20 protein-coding genes are annotated in these 22,236 nt (G+C 71.9%); 2 read left to right on the forward strand and 18 right to left on the reverse strand.

The window, feature by feature from the left end:
• The first annotated feature begins 166 nt into the window (after positions 1 to 166).
• The gene (locus ACZ516_RS09135) at positions 167 to 1,003 is read left to right on the forward strand and encodes a tyrosine-protein phosphatase (protein ID WP_469009312.1); all 837 of its coding nucleotides are present in this window, start codon (positions 167 to 169) and stop codon (positions 1,001 to 1,003) included.
• Between the two features lie 11 nt (positions 1,004 to 1,014).
• On the opposite strand, the gene ACZ516_RS09140 is transcribed toward ACZ516_RS09135, so the two are convergent.
• From ACZ516_RS09140 to ACZ516_RS09225, 18 genes are all read right to left on the reverse strand, one after another.
• Positions 1,015 to 1,131 (reverse strand): DUF6126 family protein, encoded by a 117-nt coding sequence (locus ACZ516_RS09140; RefSeq protein ID WP_358577691.1) that lies wholly within the window; start codon positions 1,129 to 1,131, stop codon positions 1,015 to 1,017.
• A 53-nt stretch (positions 1,132 to 1,184) separates the two neighbouring features.
• The gene (locus ACZ516_RS09145; RefSeq protein WP_361082385.1) at positions 1,185 to 1,829 is read right to left on the reverse strand and encodes a helix-turn-helix domain-containing protein; all 645 of its coding nucleotides are present in this window, start codon (positions 1,827 to 1,829) and stop codon (positions 1,185 to 1,187) included.
• A 74-nt stretch (positions 1,830 to 1,903) separates the two neighbouring features.
• Positions 1,904 to 3,325 (reverse strand): aspartate aminotransferase family protein, encoded by a 1,422-nt coding sequence (locus ACZ516_RS09150; protein ID WP_469009313.1) that lies wholly within the window; start codon positions 3,323 to 3,325, stop codon positions 1,904 to 1,906.
• Entirely contained in the window at positions 3,322 to 5,232 is a 1,911-nt protein-coding gene (gene dxs / locus ACZ516_RS09155) for a 1-deoxy-D-xylulose-5-phosphate synthase (protein WP_469009314.1), read from the reverse strand. Before dxs ends, ACZ516_RS09150 begins: the two co-directional genes overlap by 4 nt.
• A gap of 26 nt (positions 5,233 to 5,258) precedes the next feature.
• Positions 5,259 to 6,281, reverse strand: a complete 1,023-nt coding sequence (gene hpnH / locus ACZ516_RS09160; protein WP_358577501.1) for an adenosyl-hopene transferase HpnH — start codon at positions 6,279 to 6,281, stop codon at positions 5,259 to 5,261.
• Positions 6,282 to 6,286: 5 nt separating this feature from the next.
• Positions 6,287 to 6,940, reverse strand: a complete 654-nt coding sequence (locus tag ACZ516_RS09165; RefSeq protein WP_361082379.1) for a phosphorylase family protein — start codon at positions 6,938 to 6,940, stop codon at positions 6,287 to 6,289.
• A complete protein-coding gene (shc, locus tag ACZ516_RS09170) occupies positions 6,940 to 8,943 on the reverse strand; it encodes a squalene--hopene cyclase (protein WP_469009315.1) in 2,004 nt (667 codons plus the stop codon). Before shc ends, ACZ516_RS09165 begins: the two co-directional genes overlap by 1 nt.
• A 99-nt stretch (positions 8,944 to 9,042) precedes the next feature.
• Positions 9,043 to 10,173 (reverse strand): polyprenyl synthetase family protein, encoded by a 1,131-nt coding sequence (locus tag ACZ516_RS09175; protein WP_358577494.1) that lies wholly within the window; start codon positions 10,171 to 10,173, stop codon positions 9,043 to 9,045.
• Positions 10,170 to 11,579 carry a hydroxysqualene dehydroxylase HpnE gene (gene hpnE, locus ACZ516_RS09180; protein WP_469009627.1) on the reverse strand — a complete coding sequence of 470 codons (1,410 nt, stop codon included), beginning with the start codon at positions 11,577 to 11,579 and terminating at the stop codon, positions 10,170 to 10,172. The genes ACZ516_RS09175 and hpnE overlap by 4 nt, the downstream gene beginning before the upstream one ends.
• A 115-nt stretch (positions 11,580 to 11,694) precedes the next feature.
• The gene (gene hpnD / locus ACZ516_RS09185) at positions 11,695 to 12,645 is read right to left on the reverse strand and encodes a presqualene diphosphate synthase HpnD (RefSeq protein ID WP_469009316.1); all 951 of its coding nucleotides are present in this window, start codon (positions 12,643 to 12,645) and stop codon (positions 11,695 to 11,697) included.
• Entirely contained in the window at positions 12,642 to 13,538 is an 897-nt protein-coding gene (hpnC, locus tag ACZ516_RS09190; RefSeq protein ID WP_469009318.1) for a squalene synthase HpnC, read from the reverse strand. Before hpnC ends, hpnD begins: the two co-directional genes overlap by 4 nt.
• 347 nt (positions 13,539 to 13,885) lie before the next feature.
• The gene (locus tag ACZ516_RS09195) at positions 13,886 to 14,695 is read right to left on the reverse strand and encodes an ABC transporter ATP-binding protein (protein ID WP_358577487.1); all 810 of its coding nucleotides are present in this window, start codon (positions 14,693 to 14,695) and stop codon (positions 13,886 to 13,888) included.
• Complete coding sequence (locus ACZ516_RS09200; protein ID WP_469009319.1) at positions 14,688 to 15,626, reverse strand: ABC transporter permease; 939 nt, start codon at positions 15,624 to 15,626, stop codon at positions 14,688 to 14,690. The genes ACZ516_RS09195 and ACZ516_RS09200 overlap by 8 nt, the downstream gene beginning before the upstream one ends.
• 95 nt (positions 15,627 to 15,721) lie before the next feature.
• Complete coding sequence (locus ACZ516_RS09205) at positions 15,722 to 16,594, reverse strand: glycosyltransferase family 2 protein (protein ID WP_358577687.1); 873 nt, start codon at positions 16,592 to 16,594, stop codon at positions 15,722 to 15,724.
• Positions 16,595 to 16,611: 17 nt separating this feature from the next.
• Complete coding sequence (locus ACZ516_RS09210) at positions 16,612 to 17,391, reverse strand: CDP-alcohol phosphatidyltransferase family protein (protein ID WP_358577482.1); 780 nt, start codon at positions 17,389 to 17,391, stop codon at positions 16,612 to 16,614.
• Positions 17,369 to 18,433 (reverse strand): iron-containing alcohol dehydrogenase family protein, encoded by a 1,065-nt coding sequence (locus ACZ516_RS09215; RefSeq protein ID WP_358577480.1) that lies wholly within the window; start codon positions 18,431 to 18,433, stop codon positions 17,369 to 17,371. The genes ACZ516_RS09210 and ACZ516_RS09215 overlap by 23 nt, the downstream gene beginning before the upstream one ends.
• Complete coding sequence (locus ACZ516_RS09220; protein WP_358577478.1) at positions 18,421 to 19,158, reverse strand: phosphocholine cytidylyltransferase family protein; 738 nt, start codon at positions 19,156 to 19,158, stop codon at positions 18,421 to 18,423. Before ACZ516_RS09220 ends, ACZ516_RS09215 begins: the two co-directional genes overlap by 13 nt.
• Positions 19,155 to 20,957, reverse strand: a complete 1,803-nt coding sequence (locus tag ACZ516_RS09225; protein ID WP_469009629.1) for a DUF5941 domain-containing protein — start codon at positions 20,955 to 20,957, stop codon at positions 19,155 to 19,157. Before ACZ516_RS09225 ends, ACZ516_RS09220 begins: the two co-directional genes overlap by 4 nt.
• Before the next feature lie 291 nt (positions 20,958 to 21,248).
• Between ACZ516_RS09225 and galE the strand changes: the two genes are divergently transcribed.
• Positions 21,249 to 22,232 carry a UDP-glucose 4-epimerase GalE gene (galE, locus tag ACZ516_RS09230; RefSeq protein WP_469009321.1) on the forward strand — a complete coding sequence of 328 codons (984 nt, stop codon included), beginning with the start codon at positions 21,249 to 21,251 and terminating at the stop codon, positions 22,230 to 22,232.
• The last annotated feature ends 4 nt before the right edge of the window (positions 22,233 to 22,236 follow it).

Here is a 22,236-nt window from a genome sequence, read left to right on the forward strand (position 1 = left end):
GCGTCCGGACCCCGCGCAAGTACGCCCGCCGACGCGCGTCTTCGTCGGCCGGTGACCCCTCGGGCAACCGTCCGCACAGGGGGTGATCGGCCAGGAGACGGTGTCGTATCGTCGAAGGCGCATCCACCGGCGAGCCGCGCCGGCAGCCGAGCCCCGAGGAGAGCCCGTGACGCAGCAGGTCCCGCCGCCAGAGCTGTCAGAGCCCGAGCTGTCGGGGCCCGAGCTGTCGGAGCCCCAGCTCGCCGGTGTGCGCAACTTCCGCGACGTCGGCGGACTGCCCACCGCGGACGGCCGCCGCGTCCGCCCCGGAGTGCTCTTCCGCAGCGGCCACCTGGCGCACGCCACCGAGGCCGACGCCGTGTTCCTCGGCTCGCTGGGCCTGCACACGATCTTCGACTTCCGCAACGCCGCCGACCAGCGCCTCGAAGGCCCGGACATCGCCCTTCCCGGCGTGCGCAACGTGAACCTGCCGCTGACCGACCCGGCCGACGGCGCCGAGTTCTGGAAGATGGTCCGCGACGGCGACCTCGACCAGCTGCGCTCGATCCTGTCCGACGGGAAGGGTGCCGAGCGGATGTCGGCCTCGTACCGCACGATCATCAAGGACCGCACGGCCGAGCACAGCCGGGTGCTGCACGCGCTCGCCGAGGACAGCGTGCCCGCGCTGATGCACTGCGCCGCGGGCAAGGACCGCGCGGGTCTGTCGATAGCCGTGACGCTGCTGGCCGTCGGCGTCGAGCGCGACGCCATCGAGGCGGACTACCTGGAGTCGAACGCGGCCCACCGCCGCTACAAGGTGCGCCGCACCAGCGACTCCCCGAACGCGATGTCGCCCGAGGTCATGGAGCTGCTCAACCCGCTCTTCGACGCCCGCGCCGAGTATCTGGCGGCGGCCTTCGAGACGATCGAGCAGACCTGGGGCGGCACCGACGCCTACCTCTCCGAGGGCCTCGGGGTGAGCGCCGGGACCCGCGAGCGGCTGCGCGAGCGTCTTCTCGTCTGAGGCGGCCCGCGCTACTGGTTCTGGGCGCCCAGCTCGAACAGCAGATAGACGAAGGCCGCGAAGATGTGGCCGACCGCCACATAGATGATCAGCCGGATCCAGAGCGCCCGCGGGAACTTCTCCTCCATCGTGTTCTCTGCGGGCCGCTCCGGTCGGGCGGGTCCCTGCGGCTCGGGTTCGGTCATGTCGGTTCTCCCTGGGTGGGGCCGCCGAGGCACAGCGCGGTGGCGGGGCTCTGCAACAAGGTGTGGACGAAGAGGAGGTCGGCGCCGCTTCTGTCGGCGGCCGCGATCCGGTGCGGGGTCAGCGAGTCGAAGTGCGCGCTGTCGCCCGGCGCGAGGGTGTGCGCGGTGTCGCCGAGGCGCAGCCGCAGCCGCCCCTTGAGGACGTGCAGCCACTCCTCCCCGGGATGGACGCGCACGATGTCGCCCTGCGCCCCGTACGGCACGTGCACGCGCAGGGCCTGCATGCCGCGGCCCGGAGCGCCCGCCGGCCAGTACGTCCAGCCGCCCGCCGCGGTGGGCTCCATGTCCGCGGCGCGGACGACCGCGTCCTGGTCGGCGACCGTCTCGCCGAGCAGCTCGGAGACCGTCGTACCGTAGACGCGTGCGAGCGCGAGCAGCATCGGCAGCGAGGGCTGGCGCTGGCCGGTCTCCAGGCGGGACAGGTGAGCGGGCGAGAGCCCGGCGGTGCGGGCGGCGGCCTCCAGGGTGAGGGATGCCCGGCGGCGCAACTCGCGCAGCTGGGGCGCGACGGCGGGCAGCGGGTCTGCGGTCGCCGCCTCGGGCGGCTCGGGCGGCGGCTCGTCGGCCTCGGCGGGGCTCATACGCCGATTCAGCCAGAAGCTTGCCCCTGAGGCAACTTTCTTGCCTCAGGGGCAAAAAGCCGCCCGCCGGGGGTTCAGCGGTGGGTGACCGCCTGCTTCACCAGCGTCCTGCCGAAGTCCCACATCAGTCCGCCCCCGCTGTGCGCCTCGTCCATGACGGCGGTGAAGGCCGTGACGAAGCGCTCGACCTCGCGCTCCCCCACCGTCAGCGGCGGGATCAGCTTGATCACCTCCAGGTGGTCGCCGGAGACCTGGGTGAGGATGCGGTGCTTCTGCAGCAGCGGCACGACGACCATCTGCGCGAAGAGGCCCTTGCGGGCCGCCTGGAGCATCGACCAACGCCCGAGCAGCTTCAGTGACTTGGGCCGCCCGAACTCGATGCCGACCATCAGGCCGCGGCCGCGCACCTCGCTCAGCAGCTCGTAGCGGTCCACGAGCGCGGCGAGCCGGGACTTGAGCAGCTCACCCGTTACCCGGGCGTTCTCGACGATCTTCTCGTCGTCCATGACGGCGAGGACGGCGAGGCCCGCCGCCATGGCCTGCGCGTTGGAGCCGAAGCTCGCGGAGTGGACGAGGACCCGGTCCATGGACGAGTAGACCTTCTTGAAGATCCAGTCCTTGCCGAGGGTGGCGCCGACCGGCACATAGCCGCCGGACAGCGCCTTGGCGACGCAGACCAGGTCCGGCTCGACACCCGGCTCGTGCTGGTAGGCGTAGAAGTCGCCGGTCCTGCCGAGCCCGGTCTGCACCTCGTCGGCGATCAGCAGCGCCTTGTGGCGGTGCAGCAGCTCCTGGGCGGCTCGCAGATAGCCGGGCGGCGTCTCGTGCACGCCCTTGCCCTGGATCGGCTCCACGATGAGCCCGGCGACGTCCCCCTTCCGCAACTCCGCGGCGAGGGCGTCGAGGTCGCCGAGCGGCACGGCCGTGTCGGGCAGCAGCGGCGCGAAGCCGTCCCGGAAGCCGCTCTCGCCGTTGACGGAGAGCGACCCGGTGGTCAGCCCGTGGAAGGCGTGCGCGCAGTAGAGGATCCTCGGCCTGCCCGTCGCGTACCGGGCGAACTTCAGCGCGGTCTCCACGGCCTCCGTGCCGCTGTTGCCGAAGAACACCCGGTCCAGGTGCGGGCTGTACGCCAGCAGGCGCTCGGCGAGCAGGCCGGGCAGCGGCTGGCAGTCGAAGCGGGTGAGGTCGGCGAGGGAGGCGTCCAGGACGTCGTGCAGGGCCTTGCGGACGACGGGGTGGTGCCGGCCGAGGCCCATCACGCCGAAGCCCGCCAGCATGTCGAGGTAGTCGTCGCCTTGCGCGTCCCAGAAGTACGCGCCCTCGGCCCGCTCGTAGACCTTGTCGAAGCCGATGGTGCGCAGCATGCGCGGCAGTTGGTGGTTGAGGTGCCGGGCGTGCAGTTCGTACCGCTCGGCGCCCCGCTCGGCGAGGAGCCGGCCGAGGTCGAACTCCTTGGCCCCGCCGGGCCCCGCGCCGGGGTCGAGGTCCTTGGTCATGCGCTGTGCTCCTTGCCCGAACCCTGTTCGCCCGCGCCGTCCTTGGCCGCGAGCGTGGCGCTGATCCGGCCCGCGATCTCGACGGGCGTCAGACCGATGTCCGCGAGGACCTCACCGCGTTTGGCGTGCTCCAGGAACTGCTCGGGGATGCCGAACCTCCGTACCGGTACGTCGACTTCGGCGTCCCCGAGCGCGAGCGCCACGGCGGAGCCGACACCGGCGGCGCGGCTGTTGTCCTCGACGACGGCGACGACGCGGTGCCGCGCGGCGAGCCCGGGCAGTGCGGCGTCGACCGGTTTCACCCAGCGCGGGTCCACGACGGTGCAGCGCAGGCCGCGCGCCCGGAGCAGTTCGGCGGCCCGCAGACACACGGGTGCCATCACCCCGACCGCGACGAACAGGACGTCGGGGTCCGCTTCCCGGTGGAGCACGTCCATGCCGCCGATCCGGTCCAGGGTGGGGATCGCCGGGCCCACCGACTCCTTGGGGAAGCGGATGAGCGTCGGCGCGTCGTCGACCGCGACGGCCTCCCGCAGCTGCGCCCGCAGCTGGTCGGCGTCGCGTGGCGCGGCGATCCGCAGGCCGGGCACGACCTGGAGGATGGACAGGTCCCACATCCCGTTGTGCGAGGCGCCGTCCACGCCGGTGACCCCGGCGCGGTCGAGGACGAACGTCACTGCGCAGCGGTGCAGCGCGACGTCCATGAGGAGTTGGTCGAAGGCGCGGTTGAGGAAGGTGGCGTAGACGGCGACGACGGGGTGGAGGCCGCCGGTGGCCAGTCCCGCGGCCGAGACGACGGCGTGCTGTTCGGCGATGCCGACGTCCCAGACCCGGTCGGGGTAGGCGGCGGCGAACGCGGTCAGGCCGACCGGCCCCAGCATGGCGGCGGTGACGGCGACGACGTCCTCGCGCTCGGAGCCGATGCGGACGATCTCGTCGCCGAACACCGATGTCCACGTCGGCCCGCCGGTGGGCGCCAGGGGTTCGCAGGTGAGCGGGTCCATGACGCCGACCGTGTGGAAGCGCTCGGCCTCGTCGGCCAGCGCGGGTGCGCAGCCGCGCCCCTTCTCGGTGAGGCAGTGGACGAGGACGGGGCCGTGGAAGCGCTTCGCGCGGCGGAGCGCCGATTCGACGGCCCCCGTGTCGTGCCCGTCGATCGGCCCGACGTACTTGAGCCCGAGGTCCTCGAACATGCCCTGCGGCGCGAAGGCGTCCTTGAAGCCCTTCTTGGCGCCGTGCAGGGACCCGTAGAGCGGCTGTCCGACGACGGGGGTGCGCTGGAGCACGTCCTTGCCCCAGGCGAGGAACCGTTCGTAGCCGTCCGTGGTGCGCAGGGTCGCGAGGTGGTCGGCGAGGCCTCCGATGGTCGGGGCGTAGGAGCGTTCGTTGTCGTTGACGACGATGATCAGGGGCCGGTCCTTGGCGGCGGCGATGTTGTTCAGCGCCTCCCAGGCCATGCCGCCGGTGAGCGCGCCGTCGCCGATGACGGCGACCACATGGCCCTCCTCGCCGCGTGCCTGGCGTGCCTTGGCGAGCCCGTCGGCCCAGCCGAGCGCGGTCGAGGCGTGGCTGTTCTCGACGATGTCGTGCTCGGACTCCTCGCGGGAGGGGTAGCCGGAGAGGCCGCCCTTGGAGCGCAGTTTGGAGAAGTCCTGCCGCCCGGTGAGCAGCTTGTGGACGTAGCTCTGGTGGCCGGTGTCCCACACGATGCGGTCGACGGGCGAGTCGAAGACCCGGTGGAGGGCGAGGGAGAGTTCCACCACCCCCAGGTTGGGCCCGAGGTGACCGCCCGTCCTGGCGACGGCCTGCACCAGGAACCGGCGGATCTCCTCGGACAGTTCACCGAGTTCGGGCTCGGTCAGCGCCTTCAGCTCGCGCGGCCCCCGGATGGTTTCGAGAAGGGTCATGCTCGGGCCCCCTTGGTGGTTGTCCGTCAGCCGCGGCTTCCGGCGACTGTCTCGCGGGCGGCGCGCAGGGACTCCTTGAGGGAGCCCATGGTGGCCAGGACGGCGGTGGGTTCGTAGCCGCAGTGGGCCATGCAGTTGGCGCAGCGCGGGTCCTTGCCCCGGCCGTACTTGCTCCAGTCGGTCTCCTCGATGAGCTGGCGGTACGTGGGGACGTAGCCGTCGCTCATCAGGTAGCAGGGGCGCTGCCAGCCGAAGAGCGAGTAGTTGGGGATCGCCCAGGCGGTGCAGGGGAAGTCCGCCTTGCCCTCCAGGAAGTCCAGGAAGAGCGGGGAGTGGTTCAGCCGCCAGCGCCGCCGGTTGCCGCCGGCGAAGGCCTTCTTGAACAGCTCGCGGGTCTGCTCGACGCCGAGGAAGTGCTCTTGGTCGGGCGCCTTCTCATAGGCGTAGGCGGGTGACAGCATCATTTCGTCGACCTTGAGGTCGTCGTTGAGGAAGTTCAGGACCTCGATGATGGTCTGCGGGGTGTCCGTGTTGAAGAACGTCGAATTGGTGGTGACCCGGAAGCCGCGCTTCTTGGCCTCCTTGATGGCCGCCACCGCCTCGTCGAACACGCCCTCCTTCGCGACGGACTCGTCGTGCCGCTCCCGCATGCCGTCGATGTGCACGGCGAACGCGAAGTACGGCGAGGGCTGGAACTTGTCCAACTTCTTGCGCAGCAGCATGGCGTTGGTGCACAGGAAGACGTACTTCTTTCTCGCCACCAACTGCCGGACGATCTCATCGATCTGAGGGTGCATCAGCGGCTCGCCGCCGGCGATGGAGACCATCGGCGCCCCGGATTCGAGCACGGCGCCCACGGCCTGCGCCACCGGCATGCGCTGCTTGAGCACGCCGGCCGGGTGCTGGATCTTTCCGCAGCCCTCACAGGCGAGATTGCAGGCGTAGAGCGGTTCCAACTCGACGATCAACGGGAACTTCTCACGCTTGCGGAGCTTTTGTTCAAAGAGATACGTAGCGACCTTGATGGACTGGCGCAGCGGCATGGCCATCTGGCTCACCTCCGGGGGAGCAAAGAAGAACGGTGCCATTCGAAGAAAGCGGGGAGCACGGCACGAAGAACGCGGAACGCTGATATTCCACCGCGCACCGTGCCGATGCGGACCAGTTCGTACTGCGGGGCGTCCACGACCACCCGGACGGCGGCAACGGGCCGCCGGCCGGCGCGCACGGCGCGGCGCAGCGTCGCGGCGGACTCCATGTCCACGGCGATCGCGCCGGTGGCCAGCAGGGCGCCGCGCTCGGCGCCCCGCACGACGTGGTCGGAGCCGGTGAGCGGGCCGGTGTGGACGGTGCGGCCGGGCAGCGTCCGCACCAGCTCCTCGACCAGCACTCCGGTGTCCGTGCACGGGGTGCTGCCGCCCTCGTCCCTGGTCTCCTCGGCGACGACGAGGTCACCGGGGTGCATTCCGGGCGCCAGTCCCGCGCAGAAGCCGGTGGCCACGACGGACGCGCCGCGCAGGGGCGCGGTGCCGAGCGCCCGGCCGACGGCGCGCTCGGCGTTGACCGGACCCATGCCGGTGCGCAGGACGGTCATGGCCGCCGGGGCGCCGTCGCGGTCGCCCGTGCGCAGGGCGAGGCGCTCGATGCCGAGCGCGCAGGCGATCAGCAGCGGGGCGGGGCCCGGCCGGGCGGCCGGGGCCTCGGTCATCAGCCGGCCTTGGCGGGGCGGCCGGGGCTGCCCGCGAACGGCTCGCCGTTGACGTACCTGCCCAGCGCGGTGAGGGGGAACACATGGCGGTAGAGGTGGTAGTTGATGGAGAAGTCCCAGGGGAAGCCGGTGCCGGTGAAGTACGGCTCGTCCCACGACCCGTCCTCGGCCTGCGTGCCGACGAGCCAGTCGACGCCCCGCCGCACGGACGGGGTCTCGCGCTCGCCCGCCGAGAGCAGGGCGAGCAGCGCCCAGGCGGTCTGCGAGGCGCTCGACGTGCCGTGTCCGGCGAAGCCCCGGTCGCGGTAGGAGCGCAGGTCCTCGCCCCAGCCGCCGTCGTCGTTCTGCACCGACTCCAGCCAGCGCACGGCCCGGCGGATCGCGCCGTGCGAGGCGGGCAGACCGGCCGTGATCAGCGCGGGCACCACCGACCCCGTGCCGTAGACGTAGTTGACGCCCCAGCGGCCGAACCAGGCCCCCTCGGGCTCCTGTTCGGCCAGCAGCCAGTCGATGGCGCGCCGGGTGCGCGGGTCGTGGGACATGCCCTCGACGGCGAGCATCTCCACGACGTGCCCGGTGACGTCGGCGGACGGCGGGTCGATGACCTCGCCGAAGTCGCAGAACGGCAGCCGGTTGGGGAAGGGGCTGGTGTTGTCGACGTCGAAGGCGGCCCAGGCACCGTTCCTCGACTGCATGCCGAGGGTCCAGCGCACCCCGCGCTCGATGGCGTTCTCCACGCGCTCCTTGTCGGGGTGCGCGACCCGGCGCAGCGCCAGAGCGACCTCGGCGGTGTCGTCGATGTCGGGGTAGTTGTCGTTGTGGAACTCGAACGCCCAGCCGCCGGGGGTGAGTTCGGGTCTGCGCACCGACCAGTCGCCGGGCCGCACCACCTGCTCGCCCAGCATCCAGTCGGCCGCCTTGATCAACTGGGGGTGGTCGGCGGGCAGTCCGGCGTCGGCGAGCGCGATGGTGGCGAGGCAGGTGTCCCACACGGGCGACTGGCAGGCCTCGATCATCCGCGCGCCGTCCTCGCGCCACACCGCGAACCGGTCGAGCGAGGCGAGCCCGGCCTTCAGGACCGGGTGGTCGAGGTCGTAGCCGAGCAGGTGCAGGGCGATGACCGAGTAGACGGCGGGCGGCTGGATCCCGCCCCAGCAGCCGTCGTTCTCCTGGCGCTCGATGATCCAGCGCGCCGCGCTGTTCATCGCGGCCCTGCGCAGCCGGCGTGGCGCGACCTTGTGGTAGACGTGCAGCGCCTTGTCCAGGCGTTGGAAGACGCCGTCCCAACTTCCCACCGGGGCGAGGGCCTTCGCGGGGTTCGGGTCGCTCGCGTCGGTGTGCAACTCGTCGAGCGCGAAGGGGGCGGGGCGCACGGGCCGCTTCGCGGAGACGACGGTGAGGGGCACTATGGTCTGCCGGGCCCAGCAGCCGAAGTCGTAGATGTTGAGCGGGAGCCACTTGGGGAAGTAGATGAGTTCCGGCGGGAGTTCGGGCAGGTCGTCCCACTTCCACCAGCCGAACAGCGCGAGCCAGATGCGGGTGAAGACGCGGCTCGCCGCGATGCCGCCGCGCTCGCGGATCCAGGCGGAGGCCCGGGCCATGTGCGGATCGTCGGGCCGGTCACCGGCAAGCCGCAGCGCGACGTAGGCCTCGATGGTGGCGGACAGTTCGCCGGGGCCGCCGAAGAACGTGGCCCAGGTGCCGTCGTCGCGCTGTTCGCCGCGGATGAAGAGCGCCGCGGCGCGCGTGGTGCGCTCGTCCCTGATGCCGAGGAACTGCCGCAGGAGCAGGTCCTCGGCGTCCATGGTCACATTGGTTTCCAGGTCGCCCTTCCACCAGCCCGCGGCGTCCTGCCGGGAGAGCAGGAAGTCGACCGAGCGCTGTATGGCGCGCGCGGCGGCCTCCCGTGCTCCCGCTGTCGCGTCACTCGCGTGGACGGGTGGGCCGGCCGAGGCCACGCGGGGCGTCACCGCTCCGGTGCTTCCGTCGGTCGTCGCTGTCATGGCTTCCCCTTCGTGCAGTCGTTTCCTCTGCTGTGGGTCCGCCGTCGGCCGACGCGAAGCGCCGGCCGGCGACTGCGAGTCATATACGGGCGATGGTGATCATCTCTTTCGTACGACGACGAAGTCGGCGAGCGCGACGAACTGCGCCCGTACCCGGTCGGGCATCTGGACGGTGTCCAGTGCCTCGATGGCGATGGTGTGCTGGCGCCGGGCCTCCTCGGCGGTCCAGGCGCGCCCGCCGGCCTCTTCGATCAGGGCGGCGCGCGCGGCGAACTCCTCCTCGGAGAAGCTCTCGAAGTCACTGCTCTTGGCGTCGGCGGCGAGCAGTTCGCCGAGGCGCTCGGAGGCGGGGCCGCCAGCGGCGAGCGCGGCGACGACGGGCAGGGACTTCTTGCGCTGGCGCAGATCGCTCCACGTCTGCTTCCCGGTGGCCTCGGGGTCGCCCCAGATGCCGAGCAGGTCGTCGACGGCCTGGAAGGCGAGGCCGAGGTGGTAGCCGTACTTCTCCAGGACGTCGGCGGTGTGGTCGTCGGCACCGCCGAGGACGGCGCCGATGGAGGCGGCGCAGGCGAGCAGGGCGCCGGTCTTGTTGCCCTCCATCTCCAGGCACTCCTCGACGGTGACCCGCTCGCGGTGTTCGTAGGAGATGTCCTGCGCCTGGCCGTCGATGAGGGCGCGGGTGGCGGTGGTGAGGCGGCGCGTGGCGCGGCCCGCCTCGACGGTGCCGATCTCCAGCAGGATCTCGTTGGCGAGCGCGAAGAGGGCGTCGCCGACGAGGATGGCCTGCGCGGGGCCGTGCACCTTCCACACGGTGTCGCGGTGGCGGCGCTGCTCGTCGCCGTCCATCAGGTCGTCGTGCAGCAGCGAGAAGTTGTGCACGAGTTCGACGGCGACCGCGCCGGGGACGCCGACCTCGGGGGCGGCGCCCGCGGCCTCGGCGGAGAGCAGGGCGAGCGCGGGGCGCACGGCCTTGCCGCCGTCGCCGTCGGACGGGTTGCCCGCGGCATCGATCCACCCGAAGTGGTAGGCGGCGACGGTGTCCATGGGCGGCGCGAGGCGGTCCACGGCGGCCCGCAGCACCGGGGTGGCCAGCGCCCTTCCGCGCTCGAGCAGTGAGGTCACGTCCACCGTGTCGGCAGCCGTTTCGGCCGAGGGCACAGTCGGCACAGTTTCTCCTCTTGTTCCGGTGCTGTTTCTCTGGGGACCTGACCCCAGAAGGTCGAGCTTCACGCCGTCGCCTCCTCATACGCGAAGAGGTGATCACGGGGGCGGTCGAGGGTGGAGAGGGCGGCGCTCGCCGCGCCGATGCCGCTGCGCACGGCGCTCTCCATGGTCGCGGGCCAGCCGGTGGCCGTCCACGCGCCCGCGAGGTAGAGGCCGCGGGCCTTGGTGCGGGCCCCGGGCCTGAGCCTGCCGACGCCGGGGGTGGGGGCGAAGGTCGCCGTGCGCTCGCGGGTGACGAAGAAGTCCCGCACCTCGGCGCCGTGCGCGGCGGGCAGCAGCCGCTCCAGCTCGGGCAGATAGCGTTCGCGCAGCGCGGCGACGGGCGCGTCGATCTCGTCCTGGGCGGCGGACTGCGACAGCGCGAGGTACTGCCCGTCGGTGAGACCGGACGCCTCGGTCCGGTCGAAGACCCACTGGACGGGTGTGCCGAGCGCGGCGAAGAAGGGCTGTTTCAGCACCTTCCTGTCGTACACGACGTGGACGTTGAGGATCGGCGCGTCGTCGATGTCGAGGAGCCGGTCGGGCTGGTCGAGGGCGCCGTCGGGCAGCAGGTCGTGCGCCTCGTGCTGGGGCACGGCGAGCACGACGGTGTCCGCCTCGACGGCCTCGCCGGGCAGCTCCACGCGCCAACCGCCATCGCCCGTACGGGTGACGGCGGTGACGCGGGTCCTCAGTTCGGTGCGCACCCCGGCGGCGTCGAGCGCCTTGCGGGCGAGCTTGTCGTGCAGGTCGCCGAGGGGCACCCGGGACCAGCCGATGTCGGCGGCGCCCGGGTCGGATAGCAGCCCGGTCTTGAACACCATCGCGGCGAGGCCGAGCGAGGCGTCGCCCGCGACGGCGTTGAGCGTGGCGACGCCCACGAGGTCCCACAGGGCCTCGACGGCGCGCGGCGACTGGCCGTGGGCGGCCAGCCAGCTGCCGAAGTCCTGGCCGTCGAGGACGGGGTCGGCCGGGTCGAGCCCCTTGAGGGCGAGCGCCGCGCGCCCCACCTTGGCCCGCTCGGCGAGCGAGAGGTGCGGATACGTGGCGAGGCTGGCCGCCAGATGGAGCGGCACGGGCAGCTCGGCACGGCGCAGCCGGCCGAGGCGGTTGCGGTCGGCGTCGAGCACGGGCACGTCGAGACGTTCCTGCACGGGGGCCAGGTGCGCGCCCCCGACGCGGTCGAGGAACCACCGGTAGGCCGTGCAGCAGCGCAGATAGACGTGCTGGCCGTTGTCGACGGTCAGCTCGCCGCGCCGGAAGGAGAACGCGAGGCCGCCGAGGCGCGGGCGTCCTTCGAGCAGGGTCACGCGCAGCCCGGCGTCGGCCAGCGAGAGCGCGGCGGTGATGCCGGCGAGGCCGCCGCCGATCACTACGGCGGCCGCCCCACCAGGGCGGCCCGCGCTGTCCGCACTCGGCCCGTCGGGCCGCATGTCCTCGCTGTTCACACGCTCTCCGTTTCGGCTGTCGCAGTCTGGGACGCGACCTTGGAGCGCGGGGTTGCCCACCGATCGGTTCGGGCCGCCCCGGGGCCGCCGCGCACGCGCTTCACACGCGCCTCCTGACGGCCCGGCGGGAGACGTTGCGCGCGTCGAGGCCGGACAGGCCGCGCACGGCGACGTACGCCTTCTCGTGGCCCGGCAGCGAGACGCGGCCGCGCAGGACGGCCTCGGGCTCGCGCTCGATGCGGTCCAGCAGGCGGCGGTAGATGCCGGCCATGGCCGCGACGCAGGCGCCGCTGCGCCGGTCCAGCATGGGGAGCAGCCGGTAGCCCTCGGCGAACAGGGCGCGGGCGCGGCGCACCTCGAAGTGGACGAGGCCGGCGAAGTCGGATCCGGGGGGCGGCACGGCGCCCGAGAAGCCCGCGGCGCAGCCGAACTTCGCGAGGTCCTCGGCGGGCAGGTAGGTCCGTCCGCCCTCCGCGTCCTCGCGAACGTCCCTGAGGATGTTGGTCAGTTGGAGTGCGAGACCGAGCGTGTCGGCATACTCCGGCGCGCGCTCGGCATCGAGCGCCCCCTGTTCGGTGCCGAACACGCCGAGGGAGAGCCGGCCGATCGCCCCGGCGACACAGCGGCAGTAGGCCTTCAGGTCCTCCCAGGTCTCGTACGTCTCACCGCGTACGTCCATCTGGACGCCGTCGATGAGTTCGTCCAGGCCCTCCAGCGGGATGGGGAAGTGCGCCGCGGCGTGGGCGAGGGCGACGGCCACCGGGTCGGTGTCGTCCTCCCGCACGCGACCCGCGCGGACACGCTCGACGAGCTGCCGGGTCTCGTCCAGCCGGTCCGCCTTGACGCCTGGGGCCAGCGCGCCGTCACCGATGTCGTCCACGCGCCGCGAGAGGGCGTAGAGGGCGGACATGGCGCGCCGCTTGGGGGTCGGCAGCAGCCTGATGCCGTAGGCGAAGTTGCGCGCCTGCTGTCCGGTGACGGTCTCGCAGTAGCCGTACGCGGCGAGTACCGGCGCGGACAGCTGCGGATCTGACTCCACGGCCCGGCTCACCCCTTCCCTCGCAGAACCGCCCCGGCCTCGCGCAGCAGGCGGGGCCCGGTGGGCTTGGGCGGGCCGGGAAGCACGTCGTACCCGGCGTCGGCGATCGCGCGGACCGCAGCCCTCCCCCCGGCCACGAACCCGGCCAGCAGCAGCTTCAGCCTGCCGTGGACGCTACCCACCAGGGGGGTGCCTTCATTCAGGAGGTGGCGGGCGCGTTCCGCTTCGTATGCGACCAGTGCGCGCGCCGATGCGCCTGCTGTGGGTGCGGCCAGGTCGGCCTCGCTGACGTGGAAGCGCAACATGTCCTCGATGGGCAGGTAGATGCGGTCGCGCCGCAGGTCCTCGGCGACGTCCTGGAGGTGTTCGACGATCTGCAGACCGGTGCAGACGGCGTCCGACAGGCGCAGCCGCTCGGGGGTGGCGGTGCCGGTGATGGCGAGGACGAGGCGGCCGACGGGGTTCGCGGACAGTGCGCAGTACGCCACGAGGTCGTCGTACGTCTCGTAGCGCGTGACGTGCTGGTCCTGGCGGTTGGCCGCGATCAGGCCGAGGAAGGGGTCGACGGTCACGGCGCCGCGGTCGGCGGCGGGCCGCAGCGCCCCCACCAGCGGGTGGCCGGCCTCGCCGCCGCCGAAGAGCGTGCGCAGGTCGGCCTCGACCGCGTCGAGCAGGCGCAGCGGGTCGGCGTCCGCCGGGTCGAGGCCCAGGTGGCGGGCGTGCGCCGCCTCGGGCGCCAGGTCGCTGTCGCCGATGTCGTCGATGAGCCGTACGACGCCGTAGACGGCCATGAGGTCCTCGCGCCAGGCCCGGGGCAGGAAGAAGGGGGCCACGGGGAAGTTCTCGGCCGCGGCCTTGTCCAGGACGGCGGATGCATCGCGGAGCCGGAGATCGTCCGTAGCCATTGCCGTCACATCTCCCGTTCTACACTGCCGACCCAATACATCCCATTTCGGACACGCCGCCCAGCCCCGCCCGAGATGGACCGCGCCCCCGGCCGGGGAACCGCGCGATATCGCCCCACTTGCGGCGAATCAGCACCGGTACAGCTTACGTTGTACAACCCCACACGTACCGTCGGGGTGTTCGGCACATCACAACAACACACCGATTGGTGTCAACCTTCCGTGTACGGCGGCGAGTTGACGTGCCGCGAGGGGCTCGCGGGGCCCGGGGACGCGGCAGGGCCCCGCGGGGAAGATCCCTGCGGGGCCCTGCCGCCGGACGGGTGGTCCGCGATGGCGCGAACGGGTTACTTGCCCGTGAACTTCTCGTACTCCTTGATGACCTCGTCGGTCGGTCCGTCCATGCGCAGCTCGCCGCGCTCCAGCCACAGCACGCGGTCACAGGTGTCACGGATGGACTTGTTGTTGTGGCTGACGAGGAAGACCGTGCCGGCCTCCTTGCGCAGCTCCCGGATGCGGGCCTCGGAGCGCTTTTGGAACTTGCGGTCGCCGGTCGCCAGGGCCTCGTCGATCATCAGGACGTCGTGGTCCTTGGCCGCCGCGATGGAGAACCGCAGGCGGGCCGCCATGCCGGAGGAGTAGGTGCGCATCGGCAGGGTGATGAAGTCGCCCTTCTCGTTGATCCCGGAGAAGTCGACGATGTCCTGGTAGCGCTCCTTGATCTGCTCGCGGGACATGCCCATCGCGAGGCCGCCGAGGATGACGTTGCGCTCGCCCGTCAGGTCGTTCATCAGGGCCGCGTTGACGCCGAGCAACGAGGGCTGGCCGTCGGTGTAGACCTTGCCCTGCTCGGCGGGCAGCAGGCCCGCGATGGCGCGCAGCAGGGTGGACTTGCCCGAGCCGTTCGAACCGATCAGGCCGATGGCCTCGCCGCGGTAGGCGGTGAAGCTGACGCCGCGCACCGCGTGCACCTTGCGTACGCCGCGCTCCTCGCCGCGCCGGAGGATGCGGCTCAGCGCGGAGGTGGCACTGCCCTTGCCCGTTCGCGCGCCGTTGACGCGGTAGACGATGTGCAGCTCGTCGGCGATGACGGTGGGGATGTGCCCCTTGCCGGCGTTCTTGCCGAGGCTGACCTCGGCGCTCTTGTCATCAGCCACGGCCGTACCGCTCCTCAGCCTTCCAGAAGTACACGAACCCGCCGGCGGCGAGCAGGACGGCCCAGCCCAGCGCGACGGCCCAGACGTGCGGCGGCAGATTCTGTGAGCCGTAGCCGTCGATGAGCGCGAACCGCATGAGGTCCATGTAGATGGCGGCCGGATTCCACTGGAGCACGTCCGCGATCCAGGCCGGATGCTTCTCCAGCATGACGGGGATGGAGAACATCACGCCGGACGCGTACATCCACGTACGCATCACGAAGGGCATCAGCTGGGCGAGGTCGGGGGTCTTGCTGCCCAGCCTCGCCATGATCATCGCGAGGCCGGTGTTGAAGAGGAACTGCAGCACCAGGACCGGCACGATCAAGAGCCAGGAGAGCTTCGGGTAGCTGCCGAAGCCGATCATGATGATGAACAGCACGATCATCGAGAACAGCAGTTGCTGGAGCTGCTGGAGCGAGAAGGAGATCGGCAGCGAGGCGCGCGGGAAGTGCAGCGCGCGCACCAGGCCGAGGTTGCCCGCGATCGCCCGGACGCCCGCCATCACCGAGGACTGCGTGAAGGTGAAGACGAAGACGCCGGTGACCAGGAACGGGACGTAGACCGCGCGGGGCATGCCCCGGTCGGCGCCCAGGATCAGGCCGAAGATCAGGAAGTAGACGAGCGCGTTGAGCAGCGGCGTCGCCACCTGCCACAGCTGACCCAGCTTGGCCTGGCTGTACTGGGCGGTGAGCTTTGCCTGGGAGAAGGCGAGGATGAAGTGACGCCGTCCCCAGAGCTGGCGGACGTACTCGAAAAGTCCGGGCCGGGCGCCGCTGACGGTCAGACCGTACTGGGCGGCGAGCTCGGCCCGGGAGAGCCCGTCATCGGGCGGCGGTGTCGACGGGGACGCTGTCACCGCGACTCCGCCGTCATGCGTTGTCTCACTCACGAGTGGAAACTTTCGTCTTCAGATGCGCAGCCGGTCGGGCGTAGGCCTGGGCCAGGGACCGGGGTATGGCCCAGATGCTCTCAGATCCGAGCTTGTCAGATGACAGGAGGTCGGCCCAGTCGCGTCAGCCGCCACACCGTACGCCACTTCATGGGAGAGCGCGGTCCGCACGGTGTGCTCCAGCCCTCCTTGAACCCGCCGAACCAGGCCTTCAGCGCGGGCCCCGAGGGCCGCCGGGCGAGGGTGAGCAGCATCCAGACGCCGAGGTAGACGGGGACCAGCGGCGCGGGGAGGTTGCGGCGGGCCAGCCAGACGCGGTTGCGGGCGACCATCCGGTGGTAGACCGCGTGCCGGGAGGGCGCGGTCGTGGGGTGCAGGAGCACCATGTCGGACCGGTAGTCGATCATCCAGCCGGCGTCCAGGGCGCGCCAGGCGAGGTCGGTCTCCTCGTGGGCGTAGAAGAACTCGCCGGGGAGCGGGCCGACCTCGGCGATGACCTTCGTGCGGACGGCGTTGGCGCCGCCGAGGAAGGTCGTCACGCGCGAGGAGCGCATCGGGTCGGAGGCCCGCAGCCGCGGCACGTGGCGCCGCTGGGTCTCACCGGTGTCCGGGTCGGCGATGCGGAAGCTGATGATGCCGAGCCGCGGGTCGGCGGCGAAGGCCTCGCGGCACAGCCGCGCCGTGTCCGTGTGGGCGAGCAGGCCGTCGTCGTCCAGGAAGAGCAGGACGTCGACGTCGGTACCGCCGGGCCCGAAGGCCTCGATGCCGACGTTGCGGCCGCCGGGGATGCCGAGGTTCTCGGGCAGTTCGACCGTGCGGACGCCGTCGGGCACGTCCGGCACGGGGGCGCCGTTGCCGACCACGACCACCTCGACCGGGTCGCCGTCCTGCTTGGCGACCGAGTCGAGGAGGGCGCGCAGCTCCTGCGGCCGGTTGCCCATCGTGATGATGACGGCGCCGACCTTCAGCTCATGTGCCGGGGTGTTCACTTCAACCTGCTCGATACGAGGATGGACACGAGGTGGAGCAGGGTCTGGAGCATCGCGATGCCCGCGAGGACCGCGACGCCGACGCGCGAGAAGAACAGGTCGCCCCGGACCTGGTCCACGATCGCGAGGGCCAGGATCAGCAAGGACGCCTCGACGCCGAGGATCAGCCGGTGGAACTTCAGCGCGGCGGCCGCCCTGCGGGCCAGCGCCATGCCGGAGGAGCGCGGCTCGGACGCCGACTCCTTGACCGGCTCCTTGCCCGTCTGGTGGCGGGCGACGCCGACGAGGTCGGTCTCGGCCTTGATCAGGATCGCGCCGAGGGCGGCCAGGGTGCCGAGGAAGGCCCACAGCCAGTCGATGCGCCCCGAGCCCCACAGGTCGGCGGCGCGCAGCCCGAAGCCGACCAGGACCGCGGCGTCGCACAGATAGGCGGCGACCCGGTCGAGGTAGACGCCGGCCATCGAGTACTGCTTCTTCCAGCGGGCGATCTCGCCGTCGACGCAGTCGAGCAGCAGGTAGAGCTGGACCGCGAGCACGCCGAGCACGGCGCCCGTGATCCCCGGCACCAGCAGGGCCGGGGCGGCGAGGGCGCCGGCGACGGTCATCACGTAGGTCAGCTGGTTGGGCGTGACCCGCGTGTTCACCAGGTGCCGGTCGATGCGCAGGGACACCTCGCGCATGTAGAGCCGGCCGGCCCAGTGTTCGCCGCTGCGCCGGTCCTTCACCCCCGGGGGGTGAACGACCGGGCGGAGCTCAGCTACCGATGGTTTTTGCATAGTCGGCGTATGCGTCCCTGATCTGGTCGGTGGACAGGTCGAGGTGTTCCAGGATGGTGTAGCGGCCCGGGCGGGTCTGCGGAGCGAACTCCACGACCTTCACGAACTCCGCCACGGTGAAGCCGATCTCCTCCGGCAGCACGGGCAGGCCGTGGCGGCGCAGCACCGAGGCCATGTACGCCGACTCCTCGCGGGCACCGCGCAGGTGCATCGCGAAGGCCGCGCCGAGGCCGCACTGCTCGCCGTGGCTGGCGGCGCGCTTGGGGTAGAGGAGGTCGAAGGCGTGGTTGATCTCGTGGCAGGCGCCGGACGCCGGGCGGGAGTCGCCCGAGACGGACATCGCGATGCCGGTGAGGACCAGGCCTTCGGCGAGGACCTGGAGGAAGGCGTCGTCGCCGACCCCGCCGGGGTGGCGCAGGACGGCCTCACCCGCTTGGCGGGCCATGGCGGCCGCCAGGCCGTCTATGTCCTCGCCGCGCTCCCGGGCGGCCAGCTCCCAGTCCGCGATCGCGGAGATGTTGGACAGGGCGTCGCCGATGCCGGAGCGGACGAAGCGGACGGGCGCCTCCCGGATCACATCGAGGTCGATGACGACCGCGATGGGGTTCGGCACGCCGTACGAGCCGCGGCCCGCGTCGTTGTCGAGGGTCGCGACGGGCGAGCACAGGCCGTCGTGCGACAGGTTCGTCGCGACGGCGACCAGCGGCAGGCCGACGCGCGCCGCGGCGAACTTGGCGCAGTCGATGATCTTGCCGCCGCCGAGGCCCACGACCGCGTCGTAGCGGCCCTTCTTCATGGCGTCGGCGAGCTTGATGGCGTCATCGAGGGTGCCGCCGCCCACCTCGAACCACTCCGCGCCGGGCAGCGACGGCATGAGGCGGTCGCGCAGGACCGCACCGGAGCCACCGCTGATGGCGATGGCGAGCTTGCCGGTCGACGAGCAGATCCGCTGGTCGGCGAGGACACCGGCCAGGTCGTTGAGCGCCCCCGGCCGGATGTCGACGACGACCGGCGAGGGGATGAGCCTCGTCAGTACTGGCACGCGATCTCCCGGCCCTTGGTGAGGTCGTCGTGGTTGTCGATCTCGACCCACTTGACGTCACCGATCGGGGCCACGTCCACCTTGAAGCCGCGGTTGACCAGCTCCTGGTAGCCGTCCTCGTAGTAGAGGTCGGGGTCGCGCTCGAAGGTGGTCTTCAGGGCGTCGGCCAGCTCGTCGGCGGCGGAGCCCTCGATGAGGGTGACGCCGATGTACTCGCCGGTGGCCTCGGAGGGGTCCATCAGCTTGGTGATGCGCTGGACGCCCTTGGCGTCGTCGACGATGACCTTCATCTCCTCGTCGGCGAGCTGCTTCACCGTGTCGAGGGCAAGGATGATCTTCTGGCCGTTGCCGCGGGCGGCGAGCAGCGTCTTCTCGACGGAGACGGGGTGCACGGTGTCGCCGTTGGCGAGGATCACGTCGTGCTTGATGGCGTCACGGCCGCACCACAGGGAGTAGGCGTTGTTCCACTCCTCGGCCTTGTCGTTGTCGATCAGGGTGAGCTTGAGGCCGTACTTCGCCTCCAGGGCCGCCTTGCGCTCGTAGACGGCCTCCTTCTTGTAGCCGACGATGATCGCGACCTCGGTCAGGCCGATCTCGGCGAAGTTGCCGAGCGTCAGGTCGAGGATGGTGGTGTCGCCGTCGACGGGCACCAGGGCCTTGGGCAGGGTGTCCGTGTAAGGGCGAAGACGCCGTCCGGCGCCGGCCGCCAGCACGAGGCCGATCATGCGGGTTCTCCTTCATCGTGTACGGCGGGTGCGCCCTGTTTCTCTGCGGCGACCCAGAAGCGGATGCTCTCGACGAGCACCACGAGTGCCACGGCCACGGCGAGTGCCGTGAGCGCGACGGGGAAATCTGCGGCGGGCAGCACAGCCGCCGCCAGCGCGACCACGAGGGTCCTGCCCTCCTGGCCGCCGATCGCGCGCACCAGCCAGGCCGGCGGCGCGCCGGTGCCGCCCTTGATGCGGTACACCGTGTCGTAGTGATGGTAGGCGACCGCGGCCACCAGTCCGAAAGCCGCCGGAAGCGCCCCGTTCACGTCCGCCTTGGCCGCCAGGACAAGGATCGTGCCGTATTCGGCGGCGCGGAAGAACGGCGGGACGAGCCAGTCGAGGGCGGCCTTGAGGGGCATGATCAGGGCGAGCCCCGACAGGGCGATGTACAGCGCGGCGGCGGCCACGACCACGGGGCTGCCGTAGGGGCCCGCCAGCGCCGCGCCGACGAGTACGGCGCCGCCGACGAAGGCGAGCACCGGGGCGGGACGCAGCCAGGTCACCCGTGGCCGCAGGGCGGCGAAGGCCGAGGCGAGGGGGCCGTTGTCGGCGAGGTCGGCGAGCGCCGTCGCGGCACGGTCGGTGCGGGTGGCCTTGCGGGTCAGCGAGCGCAGGACGCGGCCGGCGGTGGTGTAGCAGGCGGCGAGGGCGCAGCCGATGAGCAGCACGACGAGGGTGATGCGCGGGGTGGTGAGCGCGGTGAGCACGGCGATCAGCGCCCAGCGCTCACCGATGGGCAGCACGATCATCCGGCGTACCCAGACGGTCCACCCGACGCTGTCGAGCTTGTCGGAGAGGGCCGCGGTGGGGCTGGTGTTGGCCGTCGCGTCGTGGTTCGCCTCGTTGAAGGAGAAGTCCACGACGTGCCGGCAGGTCTGGAGCACCATCGCGCCGAGCGCCAGCGCCCATACGTCGTCTCCACCACGGGCGGCGCCGAGCGCGAGGCCCGCGTAGTAGGCGTACTCCTTGGCGCGGTCGAACGTGGCGTCGAGCCAGGCGCCGAGCGTCGAGTACCGCAGGGAGTAGCGGGCGAGCTGCCCATCGGTGCAGTCCAGGACGAAGGAGAGGATCAGCAGCAGGCCGGCGGCGACGAAGCCGCCGCGCGTCCCGGTCGCCGCGCAGCCCGCCGCGATCAGGGCGGTGAGCAGCGAGGCGGTGGTGACCTGGTTCGGGGTCAGGCCGCGGCGTGCGCACCAGCGGGCGAGGTAGCGGGAGTACGGGCTGATGGCGTACGTCGTGAAGAAGCCGTCCCGCGACTTGACCGCGGTGCGCAGGCGCACGGCCTCGTCGTCGACGGCGGCGACGGCCTGCCGCGCCTCGTTGCGGGTCTGGGGGTCGGTGGGCACGGTGGCGACGAGGGTGCCGAGTTCGGGCCGGTGCACGTCCGTCGCCTCGGCCGCCATGGCGGCAGCGAGGGAGTCCGGGAGCACCTCCGAGGCCGGGACGCCGCCGGTGGTGGCGCTCGTGCGCAGCGCGTGCGTCAGGGCCTTGCGGGCCTGTGGCCCGGCGGTGACGGCGCCGGGCACCGCCGCGGCGGTGAAGCGGGGGTCGGTGAGACCGAGGCGCAGCGCGTGGACGTGTCCGACGAAGCGGGCGTCGACGACGGCGACCCGCTGGTCACCCGGGACGGCGGCGAGCAGCGTCTCGGCGTCCGCAGCGTCGGAGGCGACCCGCACGTCGAAGCCGAGGGACCGCAGATCGCCTTCGAGCGGCGACCCGGGGACCGGCTGACCGGTGACGATGGCGGTCGACAGACGAACTCACTCCTTGATTCCCGGCACGGCTGGCGCCGGGCACGTGCGTAAGGGGGGGCGCCCCTGGCCTGGGCGGCCGGGCGGCACGTCGGCAGAGGCTATCGGATGATGGGAAGCGGGCGTTCACCACCCGTTCACGCCCCGATAAGGGCGGCCTGCCAGGGCCTGGGCCCGCACGATCATCATGGTGGATGGGGGCCCGCCCCTCCAAACCGCGCCCGTCCGGTGCCCGGCTTGCCCGCATAGGGCTCGCTTAGGGACGGGTGGCCCGGCCCCTTAGGGTGGGCGCCCATGACATGGCTGATCACCGGCGGAGCCGGATATATCGGGGCACACGTGGCGCGGGTCATGACCAGCGCCGGCGAGGACGTCGTCGTACTGGACGACATCTCCTCGGGGGTGCCGCAGCGGCTCCCCGCGGGTCTGCCCCTCATCAAGGGCTCCTCGCTGGACGGCGATCTGCTGCGCCGCGTCCTCGCCGAGCACGCCGTGACGGGGGTGGTCCACCTCGCGGCCCGCAAGCAGGTCGGGGAGTCGGTGGAGCAGCCGCTGCGCTACTACCGGGAGAACGTGGGCGGCCTGGTGACGCTGCTCGACGCGGTGGCCGAGGCGGGGGTGCGGCGGTTCGTGTTCTCCTCGTCGGCGGCGGTGTACGGCAACCCGCCGGATGTGGAGCTGATCGGCGAGGACACCCAGTGCACCCCGGTCAGCCCCTACGGCGAGACGAAGCTCGCCGGGGAGTGGCTGGTGCGCGCGGCCGGGCGGGCGCACGGCATCGCGACGGTGTGCCTGCGCTACTTCAACGTGGCGGGCGCCGCCGCCCCCGAACTGGCGGACACCGGTGTCTTCAACGTGATCCCGATGGTCTTCGACCGTCTCACCCGCGACGAGGCGCCCCGCGTCTTCGGCGACACCCACCCCACTCCCGACGGCACCTGCGTACGCGACTACGTCCACGTCTCCGATCTCGCCGAGGCCCACCTGGCGGCGGCCCGGCGGCTCACGGAGGGCGCGACGGGCGATCTGACGGTGAACATCGGCCGCGGCGAGGGTGTTTCCGTACGGGAACTGATCGACCTGATCGGTGAGGTGAGCGGCGACCGGCGGCCGGCGCTCGTCGAGCCGGCGCGCGCCGGTGACGCGCCGCGGGCCGTGGCCGACGCGCGGCTGGCCGCGCGGGAGCTGGGCTGGACGGCCCGGCTCGGGGTGCGCGAGATGGTCGAGTCGGCGTGGGCGGGATGGTGTCTGCACCACCCCGAAGCGCGCCGCGCCTGATCGT

It is taken from the genome of Streptomyces sp. NPDC034037, from assembly GCF_055575715.1.

Bases quoted from the DNA above. Each gene is read 5' to 3' on its own strand.
- ACZ516_RS09140 (WP_358577691.1), bottom strand. From the start codon at position 1,131: ATGGAGGAGAAGTTCCCGCGGGCGCTCTGGATCCGGCTGATCATCTAT.
- ACZ516_RS09145 (WP_361082385.1), bottom strand. From the start codon at position 1,829: ATGAGCCCCGCCGAGGCCGACGAGCCGCCGCCCGAGCCGCCCGAGGCG.
- ACZ516_RS09150 (WP_469009313.1), bottom strand. From the start codon at position 3,325: ATGACCAAGGACCTCGACCCCGGCGCGGGGCCCGGCGGGGCCAAGGAG.
- dxs (WP_469009314.1), bottom strand. From the start codon at position 5,232: ATGACCCTTCTCGAAACCATCCGGGGGCCGCGCGAGCTGAAGGCGCTG.
- hpnH (WP_358577501.1), bottom strand. From the start codon at position 6,281: ATGGCCATGCCGCTGCGCCAGTCCATCAAGGTCGCTACGTATCTCTTT.
- ACZ516_RS09165 (WP_361082379.1), bottom strand. From the start codon at position 6,940: ATGACCGAGGCCCCGGCCGCCCGGCCGGGCCCCGCCCCGCTGCTGATC.
- shc (WP_469009315.1), bottom strand. From the start codon at position 8,943: ATGACAGCGACGACCGACGGAAGCACCGGAGCGGTGACGCCCCGCGTG.
- hpnE (WP_469009627.1), bottom strand. From the start codon at position 11,579: ATGCGGCCCGACGGGCCGAGTGCGGACAGCGCGGGCCGCCCTGGTGGG.
- hpnC (WP_469009318.1), bottom strand. From the start codon at position 13,538: ATGGCTACGGACGATCTCCGGCTCCGCGATGCATCCGCCGTCCTGGAC.
- ACZ516_RS09210 (WP_358577482.1), bottom strand. From the start codon at position 17,391: ATGCAAAAACCATCGGTAGCTGAGCTCCGCCCGGTCGTTCACCCCCCG.
- ACZ516_RS09220 (WP_358577478.1), bottom strand. From the start codon at position 19,158: ATGATCGGCCTCGTGCTGGCGGCCGGCGCCGGACGGCGTCTTCGCCCT.
- galE (WP_469009321.1), top strand. From the start codon at position 21,249: ATGACATGGCTGATCACCGGCGGAGCCGGATATATCGGGGCACACGTG.